Source organism: Pseudoalteromonas sp. B131b (genome assembly GCF_037162545.1).
In the GTDB taxonomy this organism is placed as follows: Bacteria; Pseudomonadota; Gammaproteobacteria; order Enterobacterales; family Alteromonadaceae; genus Pseudoalteromonas; species Pseudoalteromonas fuliginea.
This window is the reverse complement of the sequence record NZ_JARLUZ010000001.1, coordinates 3909731-3928489: the sequence shown is the minus strand read 5'-3', so window position 1 is coordinate 3928489 and position 18759 is coordinate 3909731. Positions and strand designations below refer to the sequence as shown.

Here is an 18759-nt window from a genome sequence, read left to right as displayed (position 1 = left end):
TGTGGGTACAGAGTACTTGTACAGAATTTCAGAATCGATAACTAAGGACTATTTTGATCTACCTCCTGACTTTCAAGATGCTTGGTGTTACCCGTCTGTTGCAAAGAAAGGTCATTTTAATGTGTGTTTTCGTAAAGATAAAAGGTCGAAACTTAAGTTGATCGGCTCTCAAATTGCTAGTGTAGTTCGCGAGCAAGATGACTATCTGTTTCAGGCAAAATTGATAACCAAGGTCTCGGGTGATGGTGAAAATCTTACTTACCATCAAATAGGCTCTCACGAGCAGAGGGAACTTTTCCCCGAGATTATGCTTGAAGAAATGTAACAAGCGCATGTTGTCGGATTGGTTTTCCGCTGCGCTACAAACCAACCGCAAATGCGGGCGTTATATGCAAAATTCATAATTAAGGAGTTTTAATGGAAACTGTAGAAGTAGAACCAATGGAAACTAAAAAAAGAGGTTTTTGGCTAACAGCATTTCTAATATTAATGTTTATAGCAAACCCATTTACAACATTGATACTTTTAGTTTGGGTTATTGTGGATCTAAAGGTTAAGAGCGATAATTGCTGGGGCAAGTTTTTTTAGGTATAGTAAAAAATGTTTTGCTTTCATGGCTGTTTAAATCAGCTTTGAAATATTAGGATTTATTTATAAGGAAATTTAACATGTCTGCGCACGCTAGAAAAGCGATTCAACAACTACAAAGGCAAAAACAAATTCAAGCTACTATTGGCAAAAATGAATATACTTTTGTACAAATGAATACGGCTGAATTCTTTGACTTTATTATTAATGTAAAGAGATTGAATGGAATGAATCAGCTTCAAATCAGCGAATGGATTGAGAAAACATTAGTTAAAGCAAATATTAATGCGGATACTATTAATAAGTATAAAGAGTCAGCTAAATTATATTCTGCGGCAGTTCCGGTGACATTAGATGTGGTAGTTCTTGGAGCTATTGCTCTAGAAATGAGTCGTAGTGGGAACGTTTTTTCTAAATACCAAATTAAGACTTATAATGGTAAGCCACATGTTATATTTAAAGGTTATGCAGGTCTGAGAAAACACTTAACAGGTACTAAGTATTTGGCACATAATCCTAAAGTTGTTTCATTCGGAATTGGTAAAATAGGTGTTGAAAAAGCCATAAAAGGTGGTTTTGTTGTCACTATAATCATTTCAGCATTTTTTCACAGTATTGAGCAAATAATTAATGATAACGCTACATGGCATGACTTTATTGGTGGTATGGCTGTAGATGTAAGTATTGCTGCTGTATCGTCCGGAATTGCTTGGGGGCTAATTGCAACTTATGTAGGCGGTACTGCCGCAATGGTCGCTGTAGGCCCAATGATAGCAGTAGTTATCATCGGTACTGTGCTAACCCTTTTAACATCTGCGTTTATTGATTCTGATGAAATGACTAAAAAAATCTCAAATAGCTTACGAGTAATGGAAGAGAATATAAAAAATAATGTTACTCAGTTAAAATATGAGTTTGATAGGGCTGAGCGAATGTACGATAATAATCCAGTTGAGTTTGTACACCGCTTATTTGGTATTCCTTACTCAGGAAAACGATACTAAAATGGCAAGTTCGGCTAATCAATTTCAACCCACAAACCCTAAGAAGGGTTGGCTTTCTATAGGCGTTTTGTGTTTAATCATTACTCTTTATGCCTGCAGCTTTAAATTAGAAATTAGCACTTTAAGTCTTATTGCTGAAGATGTGATTTCGCTAAAAATTAAGCCTGTAGTAATTCCTTTGATAGTTATGATGCCTGCTTTTTTTGTTCTCATCTATGGGATTTATCAAAGAATGTACGGTGATATATCAGCGAAATCGATGAGGGGGGATTATTTGTTATTGTAGGGTGTTTCCCTTTATTTCTGACTACGTGGTGGATTTTCAGTTGGCAACTTAGTAATAAGCTCGAAAGTGAAGGCTATTCTATTTGTGGCTGGTATTCAGGAGCTTCGCTAGGGGCTCCGCAAATTTGGCTTTCAGATCCAGGTTACTGTATTGAAGGTGGCTATTTAGTGAGGATTGAATTACTTGAATGGCTGAAGCAGCAGCGGTTAAGTGGAAAAACACCATCCATTGAAGTCTTCGAGAAACAATTAGAATTCATGCTCAGTGAATACCATCAAAAATATGGTGTATAAACTACTTAAAATACATTAACTCAGCTTTTTAATCGCCTTACTAATGCCATCTAAACTTAGTGGGTACATGCGGTTGTTCATTAGCTGCGTAAATCAATGCTATTTAGAGTATTCAGGTTAGTGTTAAGTGATTATTATTTTTTTGCAAGTTTGCAAGTTTGCAAGTTTGCAAGTTTGCAAGTTAGCAAGTTAGCAAGTGATTTGATAAGTTGGTCGAGTAAAGATATTACTATGCATGTTATAGGGCTGCATACTATTAGGTTTTATTATTTGATATTTAATCTACAAGGAAGAAAACTATGAAATTTGATATGGCAATTACAGACAACTTCGCATCATTTTATGATGAAAAAGAAGGAAGTCATATTTTTATAGATAGTTTTGATAATGAAAATTTTGAAGTGAGAATAGGAAACTTAGAAGATTCGAAGCCTATTGGTAATGTAGTTGCTTTTACTGATGGTGAACTGAATTCGAAGTTATTGGAGTTATATAATAAGCACATTGGAGGTGCATAAAATGATTACTGAAGCTGAAATATCTGCATTAGAAAGTTCGGTCAATGAAATACTCCGTAAACACAATATGTCATTTAAAATGTCAAAACACTTTGTCAAAGACAGGATGAATGACTCTCGTAACACCCCAATGATTATGATTGCTGAACTAAACAGTATATTCAACCGTTTAACCGCGAGACATAAAGAGAATATTTTAAATCTTAAGCACAATAGTACATTTAATATTCGGTGCACAATCTCACATATTAACATGCCGTGCGCTGTAAATAAGATTCAAAGCCATTCTGGTGAGCATCATGAGAACATTGTAATTACAGTAATGAGAAAAGCTGAATGGAAATCAAAGGACTCTGTAGAGTTCTTAATTTAACTATAAATAATAAAATAGAGATTCCAAAAACTAAAACTTGAGTTTTTGGGGCGTGGCGCAATGAGCAAACGTGATTTATTTTCAGAATTAACTACAGCACTTATGGACGCTAAAGCGCATTCACAAGGAAAGCTAACGTTAGGTACTCATTCAGTAAATGATATTAATGCCCTTGCTATCTCGCCTGATGAAATAGTAAATATCGAGAAACATTTAATATGTCGCGCGGTGTATTTGCAAACATTCTACATACTTCAGCAAGAACGCTTGAAAACTGGGAACAAGGTCGCAGTGCACCGAATGGGCAAGCGATAACATTGTTAAAGCTTGTGCAGCGACATCCTGAGACACTAAATCATATAGCTGAGTTATAGCGCTTAAAGGTTTATTCAATAAAATTAATAGCTTAATTACCTATGACTTATTAATTAAAAAGTAAACCCACAACCCCACTTTTTATTAATTTTACGTAGGTTGGGTAGAGTGAAACGAAACCCAACGAGTCACAAATATACTTATTAACTCAAAAACCAAGTATATGTATTATTTAATCTAGCCTTAAAACTGCGGGCAGTTGTGCGATAGATTCATTGTTTTATTGCTTAATTTGAGTGGTTCTTAGTTTGTTTTGTCAGATAACGTACATACTTTTTATAGGGCTGTTTGGTGTGAGGAGCGGTCATTGAGATTGCTTAAATATCGTCGTTAGTTGATTGGTTAAATTACGCTTTGCGCATATATTCATGAAAATGAGCGACGCGCGCATATTGTTCATTTAACTTTCCCTGAAAATTTTAGAAAACTTTGTGATAGTAATGCCTTAGGTAATTTGTTAAAACTATATAAAGTAGATAAATGAGCGTGGAGTCGGTAGAAACATGCGCGACGAGCGCACTATTAAATTGTTAGCTGTATAGTAGTATTTATATATCCCGTTACCTGCAATGCAGTATTTTAGTTTTTAACAAGGAAGTGAATTTATGTCAGAAGTGTTATCTATCATCGGAATTATAATTGTCGTTGTAGGCGGAATATTCCTACTTATTGAAACATTTAGAGAAAGCATCTTGTGGGGGATTGGTTGCATTCTTATCAGCCCAATTTCATTATTATTTATTGTTTTACACTGGGATGTTTCGAAAAAACCTGTTGTTATACAGATTGTCGGTTTAATTATTATGTTCTTCGGTGCATCGCTTGCATCAAATGTGTAATACACAGCTAACAAGCAATTTAAACGGAACTAAAACAGTTCGTCATTTTTGCAAAAACAAAGGGCGCAAAAATGTCGCCCTATTCTAGTCCGCTTAATGTGGGCGTTAGCAAGCAAGGAAAGCTCGGTGAAATATTCAGCATTATTTTTACTACTTTGTAATTTCATTTCTTTTAGTAGTTTTGCCTGCTCAATGGCTGGTTGGGGTGTGTTTAAACCTACATCAGAAAACTGGAAAGCAGTAACCCTAGAAGAACCTGAAAATGGGTTCTTCTGGGAGCTAGTCCCAGAACCAGTGGTCGAGTTAAATAGTTTATCTCGTGGTTCGGGAAAACGAAGTTCTTTATGCACTGACTTTGGGGTTATTGAATTAAATGTTTCTCTACCTGAAGCTAGCTCTTATAAAATTTCTGACTTTGGTGTTTACATCAGGTTAATTGAAGGAGAGCAACCTGATCTAATATTTCCTGATTTACCAATGATTGGACGTATTGAAGGTGGTGTAATGAAATTAGTTTTTCCTTGGCTTGAGCCACAAAACATTAAGTTAACACCATTAAATTTAACGTTAGATATATTTCTGGTTTCACACAGGCTTAATGTCGGTAAATCAGTTACGTTTGTGGTGAAATAGCTTGCTAACAAGTCACTCAAAAGGACAAATAACAGTTGGTTTTTGCTCCTTCGTCGCTTATTTTAACCAGCTATTATTTGCCTCTTAGTGAGGCGTTGGTGCGTCAAGCGAAGCTTGATGCATCTTGCAGGGTGCAAGTCCCTGTCAGGTAAGGTTTAACCAACCACCTGTATCGAGTGTTGCGCCTTTGGCGGAGTGTGGGATTAGCAAATGCTTTTCAGCAGTGAGGACTGCATCACACGAACAATATTGGTGAAGCGTACACAGAGAATTATGTAGGCCATAGGGGCTATCGTGGCCCTGAAGTGCTGGTATCGCTCCGATAAATATTAGATCTGACTGACGAGGTTTGCAACGCTACCGAAGTCCATGCAAAACAGCCGCATTGGTTAGGCTGTAGAGAGTCAGCGGAGTTTTCAAGCCGTGGCATGTATAAATAGATGTATTGAGAACTTGAGAGATCCAAAGGCGTTCCACACGGATAGTGGTAGAGAAGCTTAACGAAAAGCAAAGCCAACGATGACCCTTTGGAAGTCAGATCAGCCCATAGTAGTCTGCGCAGGGGAAAGCCTTGTACATGGCGAAGGAGCTGACAGTTATTTTCGGTATTAAGCCGGCACATAGTCCGGACAAAGTAGGGCTGGAACCACTATGACAACAACACTTAATACCATCGCATTTAAAGCACATACCCACCCCAAACACAGGTTTCAGAATTTATATGGACTGTTAAATACTGATAGCCTGCATCAAAGTTGGGGTCAACTCAATAAATTAGCTAAACCCGGTATTGATGGCATTACTATGCCTATGTACAAGGCAAAGCTAATCGAAAATATTGACCGTTTAGGTCAGCAACTTAAGCAGAAACGCTACCGAGTTAATGATATTAAACGCATTTTCATCCCTAAATCGAATGGTAAACAACGGCCCTTGGGTCTGCCAACGGTTGATGACAAGCTTGTGCAACAAAGTGTTAGCCAGATCCTGCAAAGTATTTGGGAGCAAGACTTTATGCGCAATAGTTATGGTTATCGACCGAATAAAAGTGCGCATCAAGCGGTGCATAGTTTGACACTTAATCTGCAGTTTCAAGGTTATGGTTATATAGTTGAGGCTGATATTAAAGGCTTCTTCGATAACCTTGATCATGAATGGTTGATGGACATGCTCAAACAACGCATCGATGATAGGGCAATACTTAACTTAATAAATCAGTGGTTAAAAGCACGGATAAAATCCCCTGATGGTGTCTTTACCAAACCATCGAGTGGCAGCCCACAAGGCGGTATTATCAGCCCTGTGCTTGCTAATATTTATCTACATTATGCGCTAGACCTGTGGTTTGAAAAGAAAGTAAAGCCGAAGATGCGCGGCAGAGCGATGATGATACGTTATGCAGATGATTTTGTTTGCGCGTTTCAATATGCGAATGACGCAGAGCGCTTTTATAAGGTATTACCGAAGCGATTAAAGAAGTTCAACTTAGACGTTGCACAAGACAAAACATCGTTAATGCGCTTCAGCCGATTTCACGTTGGTCGAAAACGTCATTTTGTCTTTCTAGGGTTTGAGTTTTACTGGGGCACAGATTCATCGGGTAAACCAAGATTGCGGCGGCGCACTGGCGCGAAGAAGCAAAAGGCAACGCTGGGTGAATATTACCAATGGATCAAAGCGAAACACTCATTTAAGTTGAGAGATTGGCTGCCACAATTAAAACGAAAACTGATAGGGTTTAGAAACTATTTCGGGCTTCCCGACAATAGCCGAAGTTTAGCGTGTTTATATGATTATGCTTTGCATACCTTATATAAATGGTTGAACAGGCGAAGTGGTCGACGAAGTTATAACTGGAGTAATTTCAAGAAGATGTTAGAGTATTTTAATATTGAGAGTATCAAAGTCAGCAAGCGAAATATTCTTGTCGATTGGTATTAGGGTCATGTTTTACACGAGTGAATAGTTAACTGAAGAGCCGGATGCGGTAGTTCCGCTCGTCCGGATCTGTGTGGGGTCGGCCTAGTAATAGGTCGCTCTACCACGATAGGCTGTAGAATTACTCTTTTTAGGAACGTATCCAACTGTTCTTGGTTGGTTGCTTTTCAACCTTTAATCCATCTATTCGCTGTGATCTAATAGATATTATTCACCCATGGTAAACTGCTATGGCACTTTCTTTGGGTGAGAAGTCAAGCCTGACTTATCCTGTCAAAATAAATTCATTCCTATCAATTTCGCTGAGCAAATTTTGCCAGGCACTTTTGAGTATGCCCTTTGTTATATTGTCGAGAAAAAGCTAATTAGGATGACACCCATCCTAATTATTACGAAAAAAGCCAACAAAAACAGCATGAAGAGTGCATTATTATAAATAATGAATCACGCAAAAAGCTGAGCTATGTAGACAAAATGAAAGTAAAAATAGATAGCCCGGTAATCCCCCGAAAAATAATAGATGCCAAACGTAGAATTTTCTCTTATTGTAAACACAGGAGAAAATTATGAAAAAAGCACATTTTACAGACAGTCAGATCCTTGCCATTTTAAAACAATGCTAAAAGCATTAGATAGGCACGGTGTTAACAGCCATACTTTATTTCCTGACTTGGAAGGGCTTTGTAAATATCTAAACTGGAAGCACGAAAATTCATAACAAGAGACTATGGCGTTAATAGTTAATTTATAACTTTTGGCGCTTCCCATAAAACACCGTCTCTTAGTACAGTTAAAGTGGCTGTCCAGCTAATTTCTTTCTTACAACACCTAAAGCTAGTAAGTAGTGCCAAAGGGGTTGTCGCATTATTGATATTTTGCAGTACGGAAAAACACATATAATTGATAGCGCTAATAAATAAAAGGTCATTGTTTTTATTGCTCTGTTTTATTTAGCCATTAATCTAACAGATTCGACCTCTCAATATTTTTTTCTGGTAGTATGGACAGGTTATAAGCAGTTTAAGCAGTGAACACACTATGTTAAGTCCTTTTTTCAGCAGCACGCTGATTATGTTTCTATCTCTCGTGAGCAAGGTTGTCGCTTCGCTAAATGCGTTGCTGATGATTACAATCCACTTCATGACAAAGATGCCAAAAAGTTTTGCGCGCCAGGAGACTTACTTTTTTCATTGGTACTAGATCGCTACGGTATTAGTGAACAAATGGAATTTACTTTTGCTGGTATGGTTGATGAAAACACGAAACTTAACTTCCCTGAGGGGGCTGATGAGTTTGATGTAACCAATGGCGAAAAAGTTATTTTAAAGGTAAAGCGCAGCGGTAAAACCAGCCAATGCCCAGCACTAACTAATAGTCTAATAAAAAATTATGTTGAGTTTTCTGGTACTACCTTTCCGCATGTAATTATCCCATTAATGGGCAAGCAAGAGGTAATGATAAACCCTGCTCGTCCGATGGTAATTTACGAATCAATGCTTATCAATCTTGATAATCTTGATATAACAGCACCAGAACTTGAGTTTGCAGAGCCTAGTTTTGAGTATGCCGGTAAGCGCGGAAAAATTACACTACGTTTTAACCTGCTAGAAAACGGCGTTAAAGTGGGCAGTGGTGAAAAGCACATGGTGGTTTCGGGTATTCGCGAATACTGCCAAGCAACAGTTGACGATTTAATAGCGTTTTACAACGAACGTAAAGCAACACTAAAGCCAGCTTAAAGCTACAGCAAATTATAAAAGGCGCTAAATACAGCTGTTATTTAGCGCCTTTTTTATTGGGTTTTTTATTGTTTTAGCGCTAAAGCGAAAGTGAGCAATCACGATTAAATACTTTTCTGGACTGGTTAATTTACGCAGTACAGTAATATGCGTACAATAGCGCTCTTTGTTATTTTAAAGCTAAGCCTATGTCTGCCACTACATTCTCATCACTTAATCTCGACCCGTTATTATTAACAGCGATTGAGCAAAATAATTACACTCAACCAACCGCAATTCAGATTAAAACTATTCCGCCTATTTTAGCCGGAAGTGATGTAATGGGCAGCGCGCAAACAGGTACGGGTAAAACCGCCGCCTTTGTTTTACCTCTATTACATAAGCTTTTAAATACCCCTAAAAAAGATGAGCAAGGCCTTGCCCGCGTTGTAATTTTAACGCCAACACGAGAGCTTGCTCAGCAAGTATTTGCCAGCTTTGAAAAGTACGCACAAGGCACTAATATCAATGGTGCTTTAGCCTATGGTGGTGCAAGTATTGGCCCTCAAATTAAAGCACTTAAAACAGCACAAGTTATAGTGGCCACACCAGGGCGTTTGCTTGATCATATAGTTAAAGGCAGTGTGGTACTTTCAAGCGTAGACTCTTTAGTGTTTGACGAAGCCGACCGCATGCTTGATATGGGCTTTATTGATGAAATTAGACGTATATTGCGACATATACCAGGCGATCGCCAAACTTTACTCTTTTCAGCTACGTTTGATGACAGCGTGTTTGAACTCAGTAAAAAACTACTTAAAAATCCAGAACTAATTGAAGTTGATAAGCGCAACTCAGCCGCAGTTGAAGTAGAGCAAGTTATTTACGCTGTAGATGAGGATCGTAAGCGTGAACTTGTATCGCACATGATTGGCATGAAAAACTGGCACCAAGTGCTTATTTTTACTCGCACAAAACAAATGGCTGATCAGCTTGCTAAAGAAATGTGTAAAGACGGTTTAAAAACCGAATCAATCCATGGCGACAAATCGCAAGGCGCACGCGACCGTGCATTGCAAAACTTTAAAGAAGGTATTACACGCGTACTTGTTGCAACCGATGTAGCCGCGCGTGGTTTAGATATTTCCACACTTAGATACGTAATTAACTTTGAACTACCGTATATTGCCGAGGACTACGTACACCGTATTGGCCGTACAGGTCGTGCTGGTGAGCAAGGGCTTGCCATGTCGCTGGTAAGTCTTGATGAGCAATGGCTGCTAGAAGAAATTGAAGTATTACTCGATACGCGTTTAACGCCGCAGTGGTTAGAAGGTTACGAGCCAGATCCTAATAAAAAGCCAAAAGATAATCGTAAAAACACCAACAAGTCGCGAAAAGATCGCGATAAAAAACGCATCACAGGAAAAAGAGAGCCTAGTAGGCGTCGTAAATAATAGCTTTTCTTTTGCTTTTTTGCCTATACTGAAGCTAATAAGTAGCTGAGGTAAAGCAATGTTTGAAATTGATCAATGGGCATTTTCTGGTATTGATGGCCAAATATCTTTGCATAAATGGCAAAAAACAATTGATCTTATCACGGGGCTATTTTCGGCCCCGTCAGGTTATATAGTTCAGGCAACAAGCAAAGGCTATCGCGTTGTTATTAGAAATAACGAAGGTGGCTCTAACTTTGAGACCAATCCTATCCTTCCTCCCCAAACACCTCTTTTTTGTAAGTACGTAGCAGAGAATAACAATACCTTATACGTTAATAATGCAAGTAATAATGATGCATGGAACACTCTACCGGAGGTTGTTGAAGATGGTGTTGAATCCTACTTAGGTTTACCAATCCATTGGCCAGAAGGCGAAGTATTTGGCACGCTATGCTTAAAAGACACTAAAAAAACAACTTATACCAATGAATATTTTGAGCTTATAGAACAACTACGCGATTTAATTGAAGACGACTTAGCGCTTATTTATAGTTATGAACAAATGCGCGAAATAGCCATGCTCGATGCGCTAACTAATATCTATAACCGCCGAGCACTTAGTTTGCTCGCTCAGCAAAAGCTTAATTTAGCGCTACGCTTAGGTTTTGATGTATGTTGTTTATTTATTGATATAAACGACTTTAAAAAATTAAATGACACCTTTGGTCATGAAGTGGGTGACAAAGCCTTAATTATATTGGCAGATACGCTAAAAACCCATTTAAGAGATGCTGATATAGTCGGGCGTATCGGAGGTGATGAGTTTGTTGTGGTAATGCAAGTAAGCGATAAAAGTAAGATTGGCTACATTTTGGATAAAATTTCGACTGAGTATTCAAAAGCCTTACTCAAAGAAGACGTTTGCGATTTATCGCTCAGTATTGGTTATAGCTTTACTGACAAACAAAGGCAGTCATTTGAAAAACTATTAAATGATGCAGACCAGGCAATGTATAAAAATAAACAAGCGTATAAGCTCGCTAAAAAAGCACAATTATAAAAGGAGGTTCATGCCACACAAACTTGGCTAGTTTTTTCTGCGATAGGTTTTATTTTTTCCTTAGCAATAATAAGCTTATTTGAAACGTTCCCTAGCATTAGATTTATATCTAATGAGGGAATAATTTTTGGTGTTATGTGCTCATCGATGGGGGTTGCCTTAAAAAGGCTTGAGAGTAATAACCAAAAATAGCTTTCATTGATAGCTTAAGCTGCAAATCTTTACTTGTATTTATTAATTAATTTTTCAAAGAACGGACATAAAAAAGCAAGCCATGAGGCTTGCCAAGAAGGGTGTTAATTAGCTCTTACCTAGCCTTTAAGCTATTAGCTTTTCCGCAAGGTTTAATTCCATAATGGCTTTTAATAAACGGTATAAGTTAATTGACGCGTCAATTTCTTCTTTACGGTTTGTTAAGCTTTCAATATTTAAGCCCAGCGGTACATCTAAATGCGCACAGCTTTTAAGTATTAAGTCGAGGTTTTCGCGGCAAATACGGACTGATTCGCTTAATGTATTGTCTGCATCAAGCATGCGCCATTTAGTTGCCTCTGGCACTGAGATACCCAACCATTGCATAAACTCTAAGGTTTTTTCGCCGCCGCACGGGGTAAACGTTAATATAATACGTTGAGGTGTAATCCCTTGTGCTTTACATGTACGTGCGTAGCTAGTAATTAGCTCTATAGTAGCTTGTGCGTCGTAAACAGCTTGCGATATAAAAAACTGACAACCTTGTGCTGTTTTTTCTATTAATCGTTCGTGCTCATTTCGTTTACTTGAATGGCGCTCGGCAATCGTAACGCCACCTAAAAAGAAATCATCTGATTGCTCAGCCATCGCTTTATACGCATCTGGCAGGCTTAGCTTTATATCGCCTATTGATGACGGGCTACCTACTAAAACTACATTTTGTAAATCGTAGTCGTTTTTAGTCTCACTTAGCCAATCTTTAAATTCGCCTACGCCACGCTGCGCCACACTTTTATAAGTAATTACATCTTGTGCAGATAAATTACGAAGTAAATGGCTGTATTCACGCGGATCAACGGTTTGTTTAAACGCAAATGGACGGTCTTGATTAGTTCGGCTGCTTTCGTCTTGAATGTCGTAAATTATCACGCCGTCGTATTCAATTTCGTGTAAGCGACCTAATAGCTTTTCTGCAATGGTTTTTAATTGCGCTTTATCGGTGCCAATTTTAGGCGGGGTAGTACCAATAAGATAAACACCTTGATTGGTGTCCACTATCTTCTCTTTTAGTGATAAAGCCATAATCCTCATTCCAGCTAAGTTTGTTTTGATGGATTTAATATAGCAGCCATTTAGACGTCTAGATAGATTTATTTAATGAAAGTTTTTCAATTAACATGATGTTTATTCATAGTGCTTGTTCCCATAATTTATAATTGACACAGTTGTTTACATAATAAATTCCCTTGGGGCTCTTATATTTATTGGCTTTGGGGCATAATTAAAGAGTTAAATCTGACAACAAATTTGCTCAATTTAAAAAGGGACAACAATGAAATTTAAATTATTAGCAACGAGCTTAGCGGTATCGCTGGCGTTAACAGGTTGCGCCATGCAACAAAACCAAAGCACGCAAACAACAGCACAACAAGAACAAGTAAATAAAGCTGATGACCGTGTTTTTTCACAAGATTACTTAATTGAAGAGCTAGAAAACGGCTTACGTGTCATGGTTGTTAAAACCGATTACCCTGATGTCGTATCGCTGCAAATTCCGGTATCGGTTGGATCGCGTAACGAAGTTGAAGAGGGTAAAACAGGCTTTGCTCACTTTTTTGAACACATGATGTTTAAAGGCTCACAAAAATACCCTGAAGATGTGTACTCAGACATATTAAAAAATTCAGGTGTTGATAACCGCGCTTATACAACAAACGATTACACAAATTACCATTTAAACTTTTCGAAGCAGCACCTTGATAAAGTACTTGAGCTTGAAGCTGATATTTTTCAAAACTTAACCTACACCGAAGAGCAATTTAGAACAGAAGCACAAACGGTAAAAGGTGAGTACTTAAAAAACAACGCGAGCCCAATTCGTAAATTATTAAGCGCTGTACGCGAAGAAGCGTTTGATAAGCACACGTATAAACACACCACTATGGGCTTTTTTAAAGACATAGAAGCCATGCCAGATCAAATGGCGTACGGGAAAGAGTTTTTTGCTAAATTTTATAAACCTGAGTATGTGTCACTTGTCATCGTGGGCGATGTAGATCCACAAGCAACAATGGCAATGGTTAAAAAGCATTGGGGCAGCTGGAAAAAGGGTAACTATGTTGCTGACATTAAAGCAGAGCCTGTTCAACAAGCATCAAAATATTTGCACCAGCAAGATGAAGCGCTACCAGGGCATTGGTTACTCGTATCGTACAAAGGCGCTGCGTGGGAACCTGCTAAAAAAGACAGAGCGGCACTTGATTTAATCTCACAGCTTTATTTTTCAAATAATTCAGATTTATATCAAGAGCTAGTGGTCGACAAACAAATTGCCAGCCAAATGTTTACCTATAACCCAGAGACTAAAGATCCGGGTTTATTACACGTATTTGTTAAAGTAGAAAACGCAGATGATTTAGCCACTGCACGCGATGCTATTAACCGCACTTATGCAAAAGCACGCACTGAGCTTGTTGATGAGCAAAAGCTAAGTGATTTAAAATCGAACCTTAAGTACAGCTTTATTAATGGCTTAGATTCGTCGCAAGCGATTGCATCAACCCTTGCCAGCTACATGCATTTTGAGCGCGATCCTGAGGTTATAAACCAGCTGTATAAATCGGCAGATAACATCACCAGCGCAGATATTAAAGCCGTTGCTAATAAATACTTTACTGATAACGCACGTACCACATTAACAATGTCGGCACTTGATAAAGCGCCAAGTTTTGAGCAAGAAGTTGATTTAAATGCGCTTACTGCAAAGCTTGAACAAGCACCTGCGAAGCCTGCATTTAAAGTACTTGATAAAACCAATGGCTCGCCATTAATCGATGTTAACTTTTTATTCAATACCGGTGCGGCTGCCGACCCACAAGGCAAAAAAGGTGTTGCTGCGTTAACTGCGGCTATGCTTGCACAAGGTGGCTCAGAGGCGACAAGCTATAAAGATATTCAAAAAGCACTTTATCCGCTTGCGGGTAGCTTTGGCTATCAAATAGATAAAGAAATGCTGTCATTTCAAGGGCGTATTCATAAAGACAATGCAGCGCAGTGGTATACACTTGTGAGCGATCAATTATTAAATCCAGGCTTTAGAGATGACGACTTTAAACGCCTTAAAAAAGAAATGATCGATGGCATTAAGTCAGGCTTGAAAGCATCTAACGATGAAGAGCTAGGCAAAGAAGTGCTATACAGTGCGCTTTACAAAAATCACCCTTACGAAAGCTACAACTACGGTGATATTTCGGATTTAGAAGCGCTGACGCTAGATGATGTTAAAGCGTTTTATAACAGCGAGCTTACGCAATCTAAACTCACGGTTGGCTTAATTGGGGCTGTGCCTGCAAAACTTAAAGCTAAAATGATGAGCGACTTTGCAACGCTACCAAAAGGTGAGCAAAGCCGTTTAAGTATTCCTGATGCGCCAGCGCTTAAAGGTCATCATGCAACTATTGTAGAAAAGTCAGCGCAATCGACTGCGGTATCATTTGGTTTTCCTATTGATACAATTAGAAGTAGCGAAGACTGGACAGCCCTTTGGCTTGTGCGTTCGTACTTTGGTGAGCACCGTAGTTCTAACAGCTTTTTATATGAGCGCATTCGTGAAACTCGCGGCATGAACTATGGCGATTACGCATACATTGAATACTTTCCACGTGGTATGTTTCAAACCAAGCCAGATGCAAACCTAGGGCGCTCAGAACAAATATTTCAAGTGTGGTTACGCCCACTTCGCTCTAATAACGATGCGCACTTTGCAACACGTACCGCCTTGTTTGAGCTAGATAAGCTAATTAAAAATGGTATGAGCGAAGGCGACTTTGAAGCTACGCGTAACTTTTTAATTAACTTTGTGCCGCAAATGGTGGCAAGTCAAAACCGCCAATTAGGTTACGCACTTGATAGCGAATTTTACAACACAGATAGCTTTGTAAGTTACGTAACTAACAAACTTAAAACGCTAACGCTTGCTGATGTTAATCGCGTTATTAAAGAAAACTTACAAACAGACAATGTTCACTATGTATTTATTACTGGTGACGGCGCTGATATGCAAAAACGTTTAGCATCGCAGCAAACATCGCCAATGATTTATAACACAAATAAACCTGCCGAATTAGTGGCTGAAGATAAAGTGATTGCTGATTACAAATTAGCAATTCCTGCAAAAAATATTGAAGTGATGAAAGTCGATAAAGTATTTCAATAATTTAAGTGGTTTTTAAGCGTTAAAATAATGCCTCGGTGCTTAAAGTATTGGGGCTTTTTTATTATTTAACCTGAACTCTGGTTAAGAGATTTACTAGCGTATTGAATCATGGTGGTATTTAAATTTATTTTCTCTAGCCAGAGATTTTCAGTAAATTCAACGCAGTTAGCGCTGAAAATAGCTGCTCGAGATAGATTTATTATCCACAGTTCAGGTTATTTAATAATGAAACTTAATAAACGGTTATACCTAATAACCAGAACAAATAACTAAGGGGTTAACACCTTAGGCTTTAAATCCGTTAGACTTGATAAAAGGCTCTTTTATATCAATTTAAGGCAGTGCAGTATTATGCGTCATGAAATTTGGCAACAGCTTCGTACTGAAGCAAATGAAGTCGTAACCCGTGAACCTCTTTTAGCGAGTCATGTGTATTCATGTATTTTGAATCATGAGTGTTTGGGTTCAGCGTTGAGCTTTATTGTTGCTAATAAATTGGCGGACGCGGTGGTATCTGCGTTTACTATTCGTGAGTTGTTCGATCAAGCATTTGTAAAGTGCGATCGTATGCTTACTTATGTAGCTGAGGATATTAAAGCGGTAAAAGACAGAGATCCCGCAGCTGAAACTTACCTTACGGTGATATTAAACTTAAAGGGTTTTCATGCTATTCAAGCGCACCGTTTAGCAAATTGCTTATGGCAACAAAACCGTAAAGAGTTAGCGCGCTTTGTACAAAGCCGAACATCTGAAGTGTTTGGGGTCGATATTCACCCAGCATGTAAAGTGGGTAAAGGCATTATGTTTGACCATGCAACCGGTATTGTTATTGGTGAAACAGCGGTAATAGAAGATAACGTATCAATTTTGCAATCTGTAACGCTTGGCGGTACAGGCAATGAGCAGGGCGATCGTCATCCCAAAATTAGAGCGGGCGTATTAATTGGCGCCGGCGCTAAAGTACTTGGTAATATTGAAGTGGGCGAGGGCGCACGAATTGGTGCAGGCTCTGTTGTACTTAGCAATGTTCCAGCACACACAACCGCTGTTGGCGTACCCGCTAAAATTATTGGTCGACCGGATTGTGAGTGTCCGGCGCAAAGTATGAACCAAAACTTTTTAGCAAATCCTGAGCCTGAAAATGCTTCACATACAAGTGCAATGCTATAAAAGTAGGCGAAAATAAATGCCATATAAAAGTAACTTATTTGCAATGATACTCAGCTTTTTTGTGGGGGTAGGATTAACAAGTGGTTACTTTTTGCATTTGTATGAACCGTTTAACGATAAAACGGCTCAATTTATACATGCTAGTCAAGATGTTATTATTGAAGTAAGCGGTAATAAATCAGTTCAAAAATCACCTATAAACACTACAACCAAAGCACTTCAACAACCGCTGGAAAAAGAGTACATTACGAAAATAAGTGCGCTAAATAACGAATTGTCAGTAGCTACAAAACAGCTGAAAGTTGCTCAGCAGCAGTTAAAGCGAACTCGCTTAGAAGGCACTGATTTTGCTAAGCAGCTTGATGAAAAATTTGATAGTGAAAGTGAAAATACGCAGTGGAGCTTCGAAATAGAAACGGCACTTACTGACTTTTTAATCATCAGTGATTTAAGTAATACGGCGCAGCTAAGCTATTTAACTTGTAAACAAACTATCTGTAAATTTGAATTACTAGCCGATAAGAATAATGAACAAGGCCATGCACAGTGGCGTGAACTTAATGATAAGTTGGCAACGACACCTTGGTGGCAACAGTTTAAAATCACCTCATCAAGCTCAAACGACGAGCGAATAGAATTTATAGTGAGCACCAAAGAGTAAGTGCTCCTATTTTAGTTAAGCGTGCTAGCTCACTACTTTAGAATGTATAACACCATCAACAAGTTCGGTAATAAGTGCATCACCGGTTTTCACATCACTTACTGACTTAACCACTTTATTTTTTTCATTTTTTGTAATGCTGTAACCGCGTGCTAAAACATTTAGCGGACTTACCGAATCTAATTTACTTGCCTGTAGTGCCAAGTTGTTATTTGCTTGCTGCAATTGATGCTGTATAGCTTGGTTTAGTCTTGCGTGTAATTGCGTGAGTATATGGTTTGCTGTAGCGAGTTTTTTGTCAGGCGATTGGCGCATTAAACGCGGCGTTAAGTTATTAAGTGTGCGTTCTTGCTGGTATAAGCGATTACGCATAGCTTGTTGCAGTGCAATGCTTAGCTCATCCAAACGTTGCGTTTTTTGATTAAGCTGATTACGTGGATGACATAAATTAAGGCGGTGTTGTAACTGCGTTGCTAATGCGCGCTTGTCGGCAATACCGTGCTTAAACGCGTTAGATAAACGATTAACTAATTGCGTTACTTTGTTGTGTAACTCTTGCGTATTTGGGCTTACAAGCTCAGCTGCCGCTGATGGGGTTGCTGCACGAACATCGGCAACATAGTCGCTAATAGTGGTATCTATTTCGTGGCCTACCGCACTTACTATGGGTAATTCACTTTTAAAAATAGCGCGGGCGAGCTGTTCGTGGTTAAAACACCATAAATCTTCAAGTGATCCGCCGCCTCGTCCTAAAATAAGTACGTCTACTTCATCACGAGCATTAGCTAATTCAATTTGATTAATTAAATGCAGGTGTGCTTCTTTGCCTTGCACCATCGCAGGGTAAATAATGACTTCTAATTGCGGCGCACGGCGTTTAAGTACCGTTAAAATATCTTTTATAGCAGCGCCGGTTGCTGAGGTAATAACACCAATACGATTAATATTTTGCGGTAATGGCTGCTTGTGAGCAGAGCTAAATAATCCTTCGGCGGCCAAACGCATTTTAAGCGCATCAAACTCTTGCTTTAGCTGACCTTCGCCGGCCGGCTCCATATGCTCAACAATAAGCTGGTAGTCACCGCGAGGTTCATAAAGTGATACACGCGCTTTTACTGTGACTTGTGCGCCATTTGCAGGGCGGTAGCTTTGGTTGCGGTTGTTGCCGCGCCACATTGCGGCTTTAATTTGTGCTTTATCGTCTTTTAGCGAAAAATACCAATGACCGGATGCAGGGGTAATGAAATTAGAAATTTCGCCTGTTAATACTAATGAGGCAAAGCCTTGCTCAAGTAATGTGCGAATTTCTCTATTAAGGCGTGACACGGTGTAAACCGTCTGCGAAGGCTTCGAAAACATAAAAAACAACCTAAAACTATTTATGAGGCAAGTTATAAGGTAAGTTTATCATAAATATTTACGAAATATTATTTACTCATGCCAACAACGCTGTTAA

At 38.7% G+C, this 18759-nt stretch carries 16 protein-coding genes and 3 pseudogenes; 17 read left to right on the top strand and 2 right to left on the bottom strand.

Features of this window, described 5'->3' with window-relative positions; translation table 11 throughout:
- The 14 genes and pseudogenes from P4S65_RS17945 to P4S65_RS17885 all read left to right on the top strand — a co-directional run.
- The coding region (locus P4S65_RS17945) for a hypothetical protein (protein ID WP_337120716.1) at window positions 1–325 on the top strand (325 nt) is incomplete at its 5' end.
- A gap of 92 nt (window positions 326–417) precedes the next feature.
- Complete coding sequence (locus P4S65_RS17940; protein WP_337120715.1) at window positions 418–588, top strand: hypothetical protein; 171 nt, start codon at window positions 418–420, stop codon at window positions 586–588.
- 80 nt (window positions 589–668) lie between these two features.
- A complete protein-coding gene (locus P4S65_RS17935) occupies window positions 669–1592 on the top strand; it encodes a hypothetical protein (RefSeq protein ID WP_337120714.1) in 924 nt (307 codons plus the stop codon).
- Window position 1593: 1 nt separating this feature from the next.
- Window positions 1594–1878 carry a hypothetical protein gene (locus P4S65_RS17930; protein ID WP_337120713.1) on the top strand — a complete coding sequence of 95 codons (285 nt, stop codon included), beginning with the start codon at window positions 1594–1596 and terminating at the stop codon, window positions 1876–1878.
- Between the two features lie 592 nt (window positions 1879–2470).
- Window positions 2471–2689 (top strand): hypothetical protein, encoded by a 219-nt coding sequence (locus P4S65_RS17925; protein WP_337120712.1) that lies wholly within the window; start codon window positions 2471–2473, stop codon window positions 2687–2689.
- A gap of 1 nt (window position 2690) precedes the next feature.
- Window positions 2691–3062: a hypothetical protein gene (locus tag P4S65_RS17920; protein ID WP_138612530.1), complete on the top strand. Its 372-nt coding sequence runs from the start codon at window positions 2691–2693 to the stop codon at window positions 3060–3062.
- A gap of 60 nt (window positions 3063–3122) precedes the next feature.
- A pseudogene (locus P4S65_RS17915) lies at window positions 3123–3436 on the top strand (helix-turn-helix domain-containing protein).
- Between the two features lie 606 nt (window positions 3437–4042).
- Window positions 4043–4276: a hypothetical protein gene (locus P4S65_RS17910; RefSeq protein ID WP_337120711.1), complete on the top strand. Its 234-nt coding sequence runs from the start codon at window positions 4043–4045 to the stop codon at window positions 4274–4276.
- A 126-nt stretch (window positions 4277–4402) separates the two neighbouring features.
- The gene (locus P4S65_RS17905) at window positions 4403–4909 is read left to right on the top strand and encodes a hypothetical protein (RefSeq protein WP_337120710.1); all 507 of its coding nucleotides are present in this window, start codon (window positions 4403–4405) and stop codon (window positions 4907–4909) included.
- 651 nt (window positions 4910–5560) lie between these two features.
- Window positions 5561–6850: a group II intron reverse transcriptase/maturase gene (ltrA, locus tag P4S65_RS17900; RefSeq protein ID WP_337120709.1), complete on the top strand. Its 1290-nt coding sequence runs from the start codon at window positions 5561–5563 to the stop codon at window positions 6848–6850.
- Window positions 6851–7133: 283 nt separating this feature from the next.
- Window positions 7134–7211 (top strand): annotated as a pseudogene (locus P4S65_RS21960) (transposase); the annotation flags it as partial.
- 685 nt (window positions 7212–7896) lie between these two features.
- A pseudogene (locus P4S65_RS17895) lies at window positions 7897–8586 on the top strand (DUF3581 domain-containing protein); the annotation flags it as partial.
- Window positions 8587–8774: 188 nt separating this feature from the next.
- Window positions 8775–10022: a DEAD/DEAH box helicase gene (locus P4S65_RS17890; RefSeq protein ID WP_337120708.1), complete on the top strand. Its 1248-nt coding sequence runs from the start codon at window positions 8775–8777 to the stop codon at window positions 10020–10022.
- Between the two features lie 58 nt (window positions 10023–10080).
- The gene (locus P4S65_RS17885; RefSeq protein ID WP_337120707.1) at window positions 10081–11064 is read left to right on the top strand and encodes a sensor domain-containing diguanylate cyclase; all 984 of its coding nucleotides are present in this window, start codon (window positions 10081–10083) and stop codon (window positions 11062–11064) included.
- A gap of 318 nt (window positions 11065–11382) precedes the next feature.
- On the opposite strand, the gene P4S65_RS17880 is transcribed toward P4S65_RS17885, so the two are convergent.
- A complete protein-coding gene (locus tag P4S65_RS17880; RefSeq protein WP_021032136.1) occupies window positions 11383–12339 on the bottom strand; it encodes a methylenetetrahydrofolate reductase in 957 nt (318 codons plus the stop codon).
- A gap of 250 nt (window positions 12340–12589) precedes the next feature.
- On the opposite strand from P4S65_RS17880, the gene P4S65_RS17875 reads away from it, so the two are divergent.
- The 3 genes from P4S65_RS17875 to P4S65_RS17865 all read left to right on the top strand — a co-directional run bounded on the left by P4S65_RS17875 (window position 12590) and on the right by P4S65_RS17865 (window position 17303).
- Window positions 12590–15472, top strand: coding sequence for a M16 family metallopeptidase (locus tag P4S65_RS17875; RefSeq protein WP_337120706.1), 2883 nt, complete (start codon window positions 12590–12592; stop codon window positions 15470–15472).
- A gap of 351 nt (window positions 15473–15823) precedes the next feature.
- On the top strand, window positions 15824–16642 hold the full coding sequence (cysE, locus tag P4S65_RS17870) for a serine O-acetyltransferase (RefSeq protein WP_033038052.1): 819 nt from the start codon (window positions 15824–15826) through the stop codon (window positions 16640–16642).
- A gap of 16 nt (window positions 16643–16658) precedes the next feature.
- Complete coding sequence (locus P4S65_RS17865) at window positions 16659–17303, top strand: hypothetical protein (protein WP_007377820.1); 645 nt, start codon at window positions 16659–16661, stop codon at window positions 17301–17303.
- 24 nt (window positions 17304–17327) lie between these two features.
- On the opposite strand, the gene xseA is transcribed toward P4S65_RS17865, so the two are convergent.
- Window positions 17328–18662 carry an exodeoxyribonuclease VII large subunit gene (gene xseA / locus P4S65_RS17860; RefSeq protein WP_337120705.1) on the bottom strand — a complete coding sequence of 445 codons (1335 nt, stop codon included), beginning with the start codon at window positions 18660–18662 and terminating at the stop codon, window positions 17328–17330.
- Between the last annotated feature and the right edge of the window lie 97 nt (window positions 18663–18759).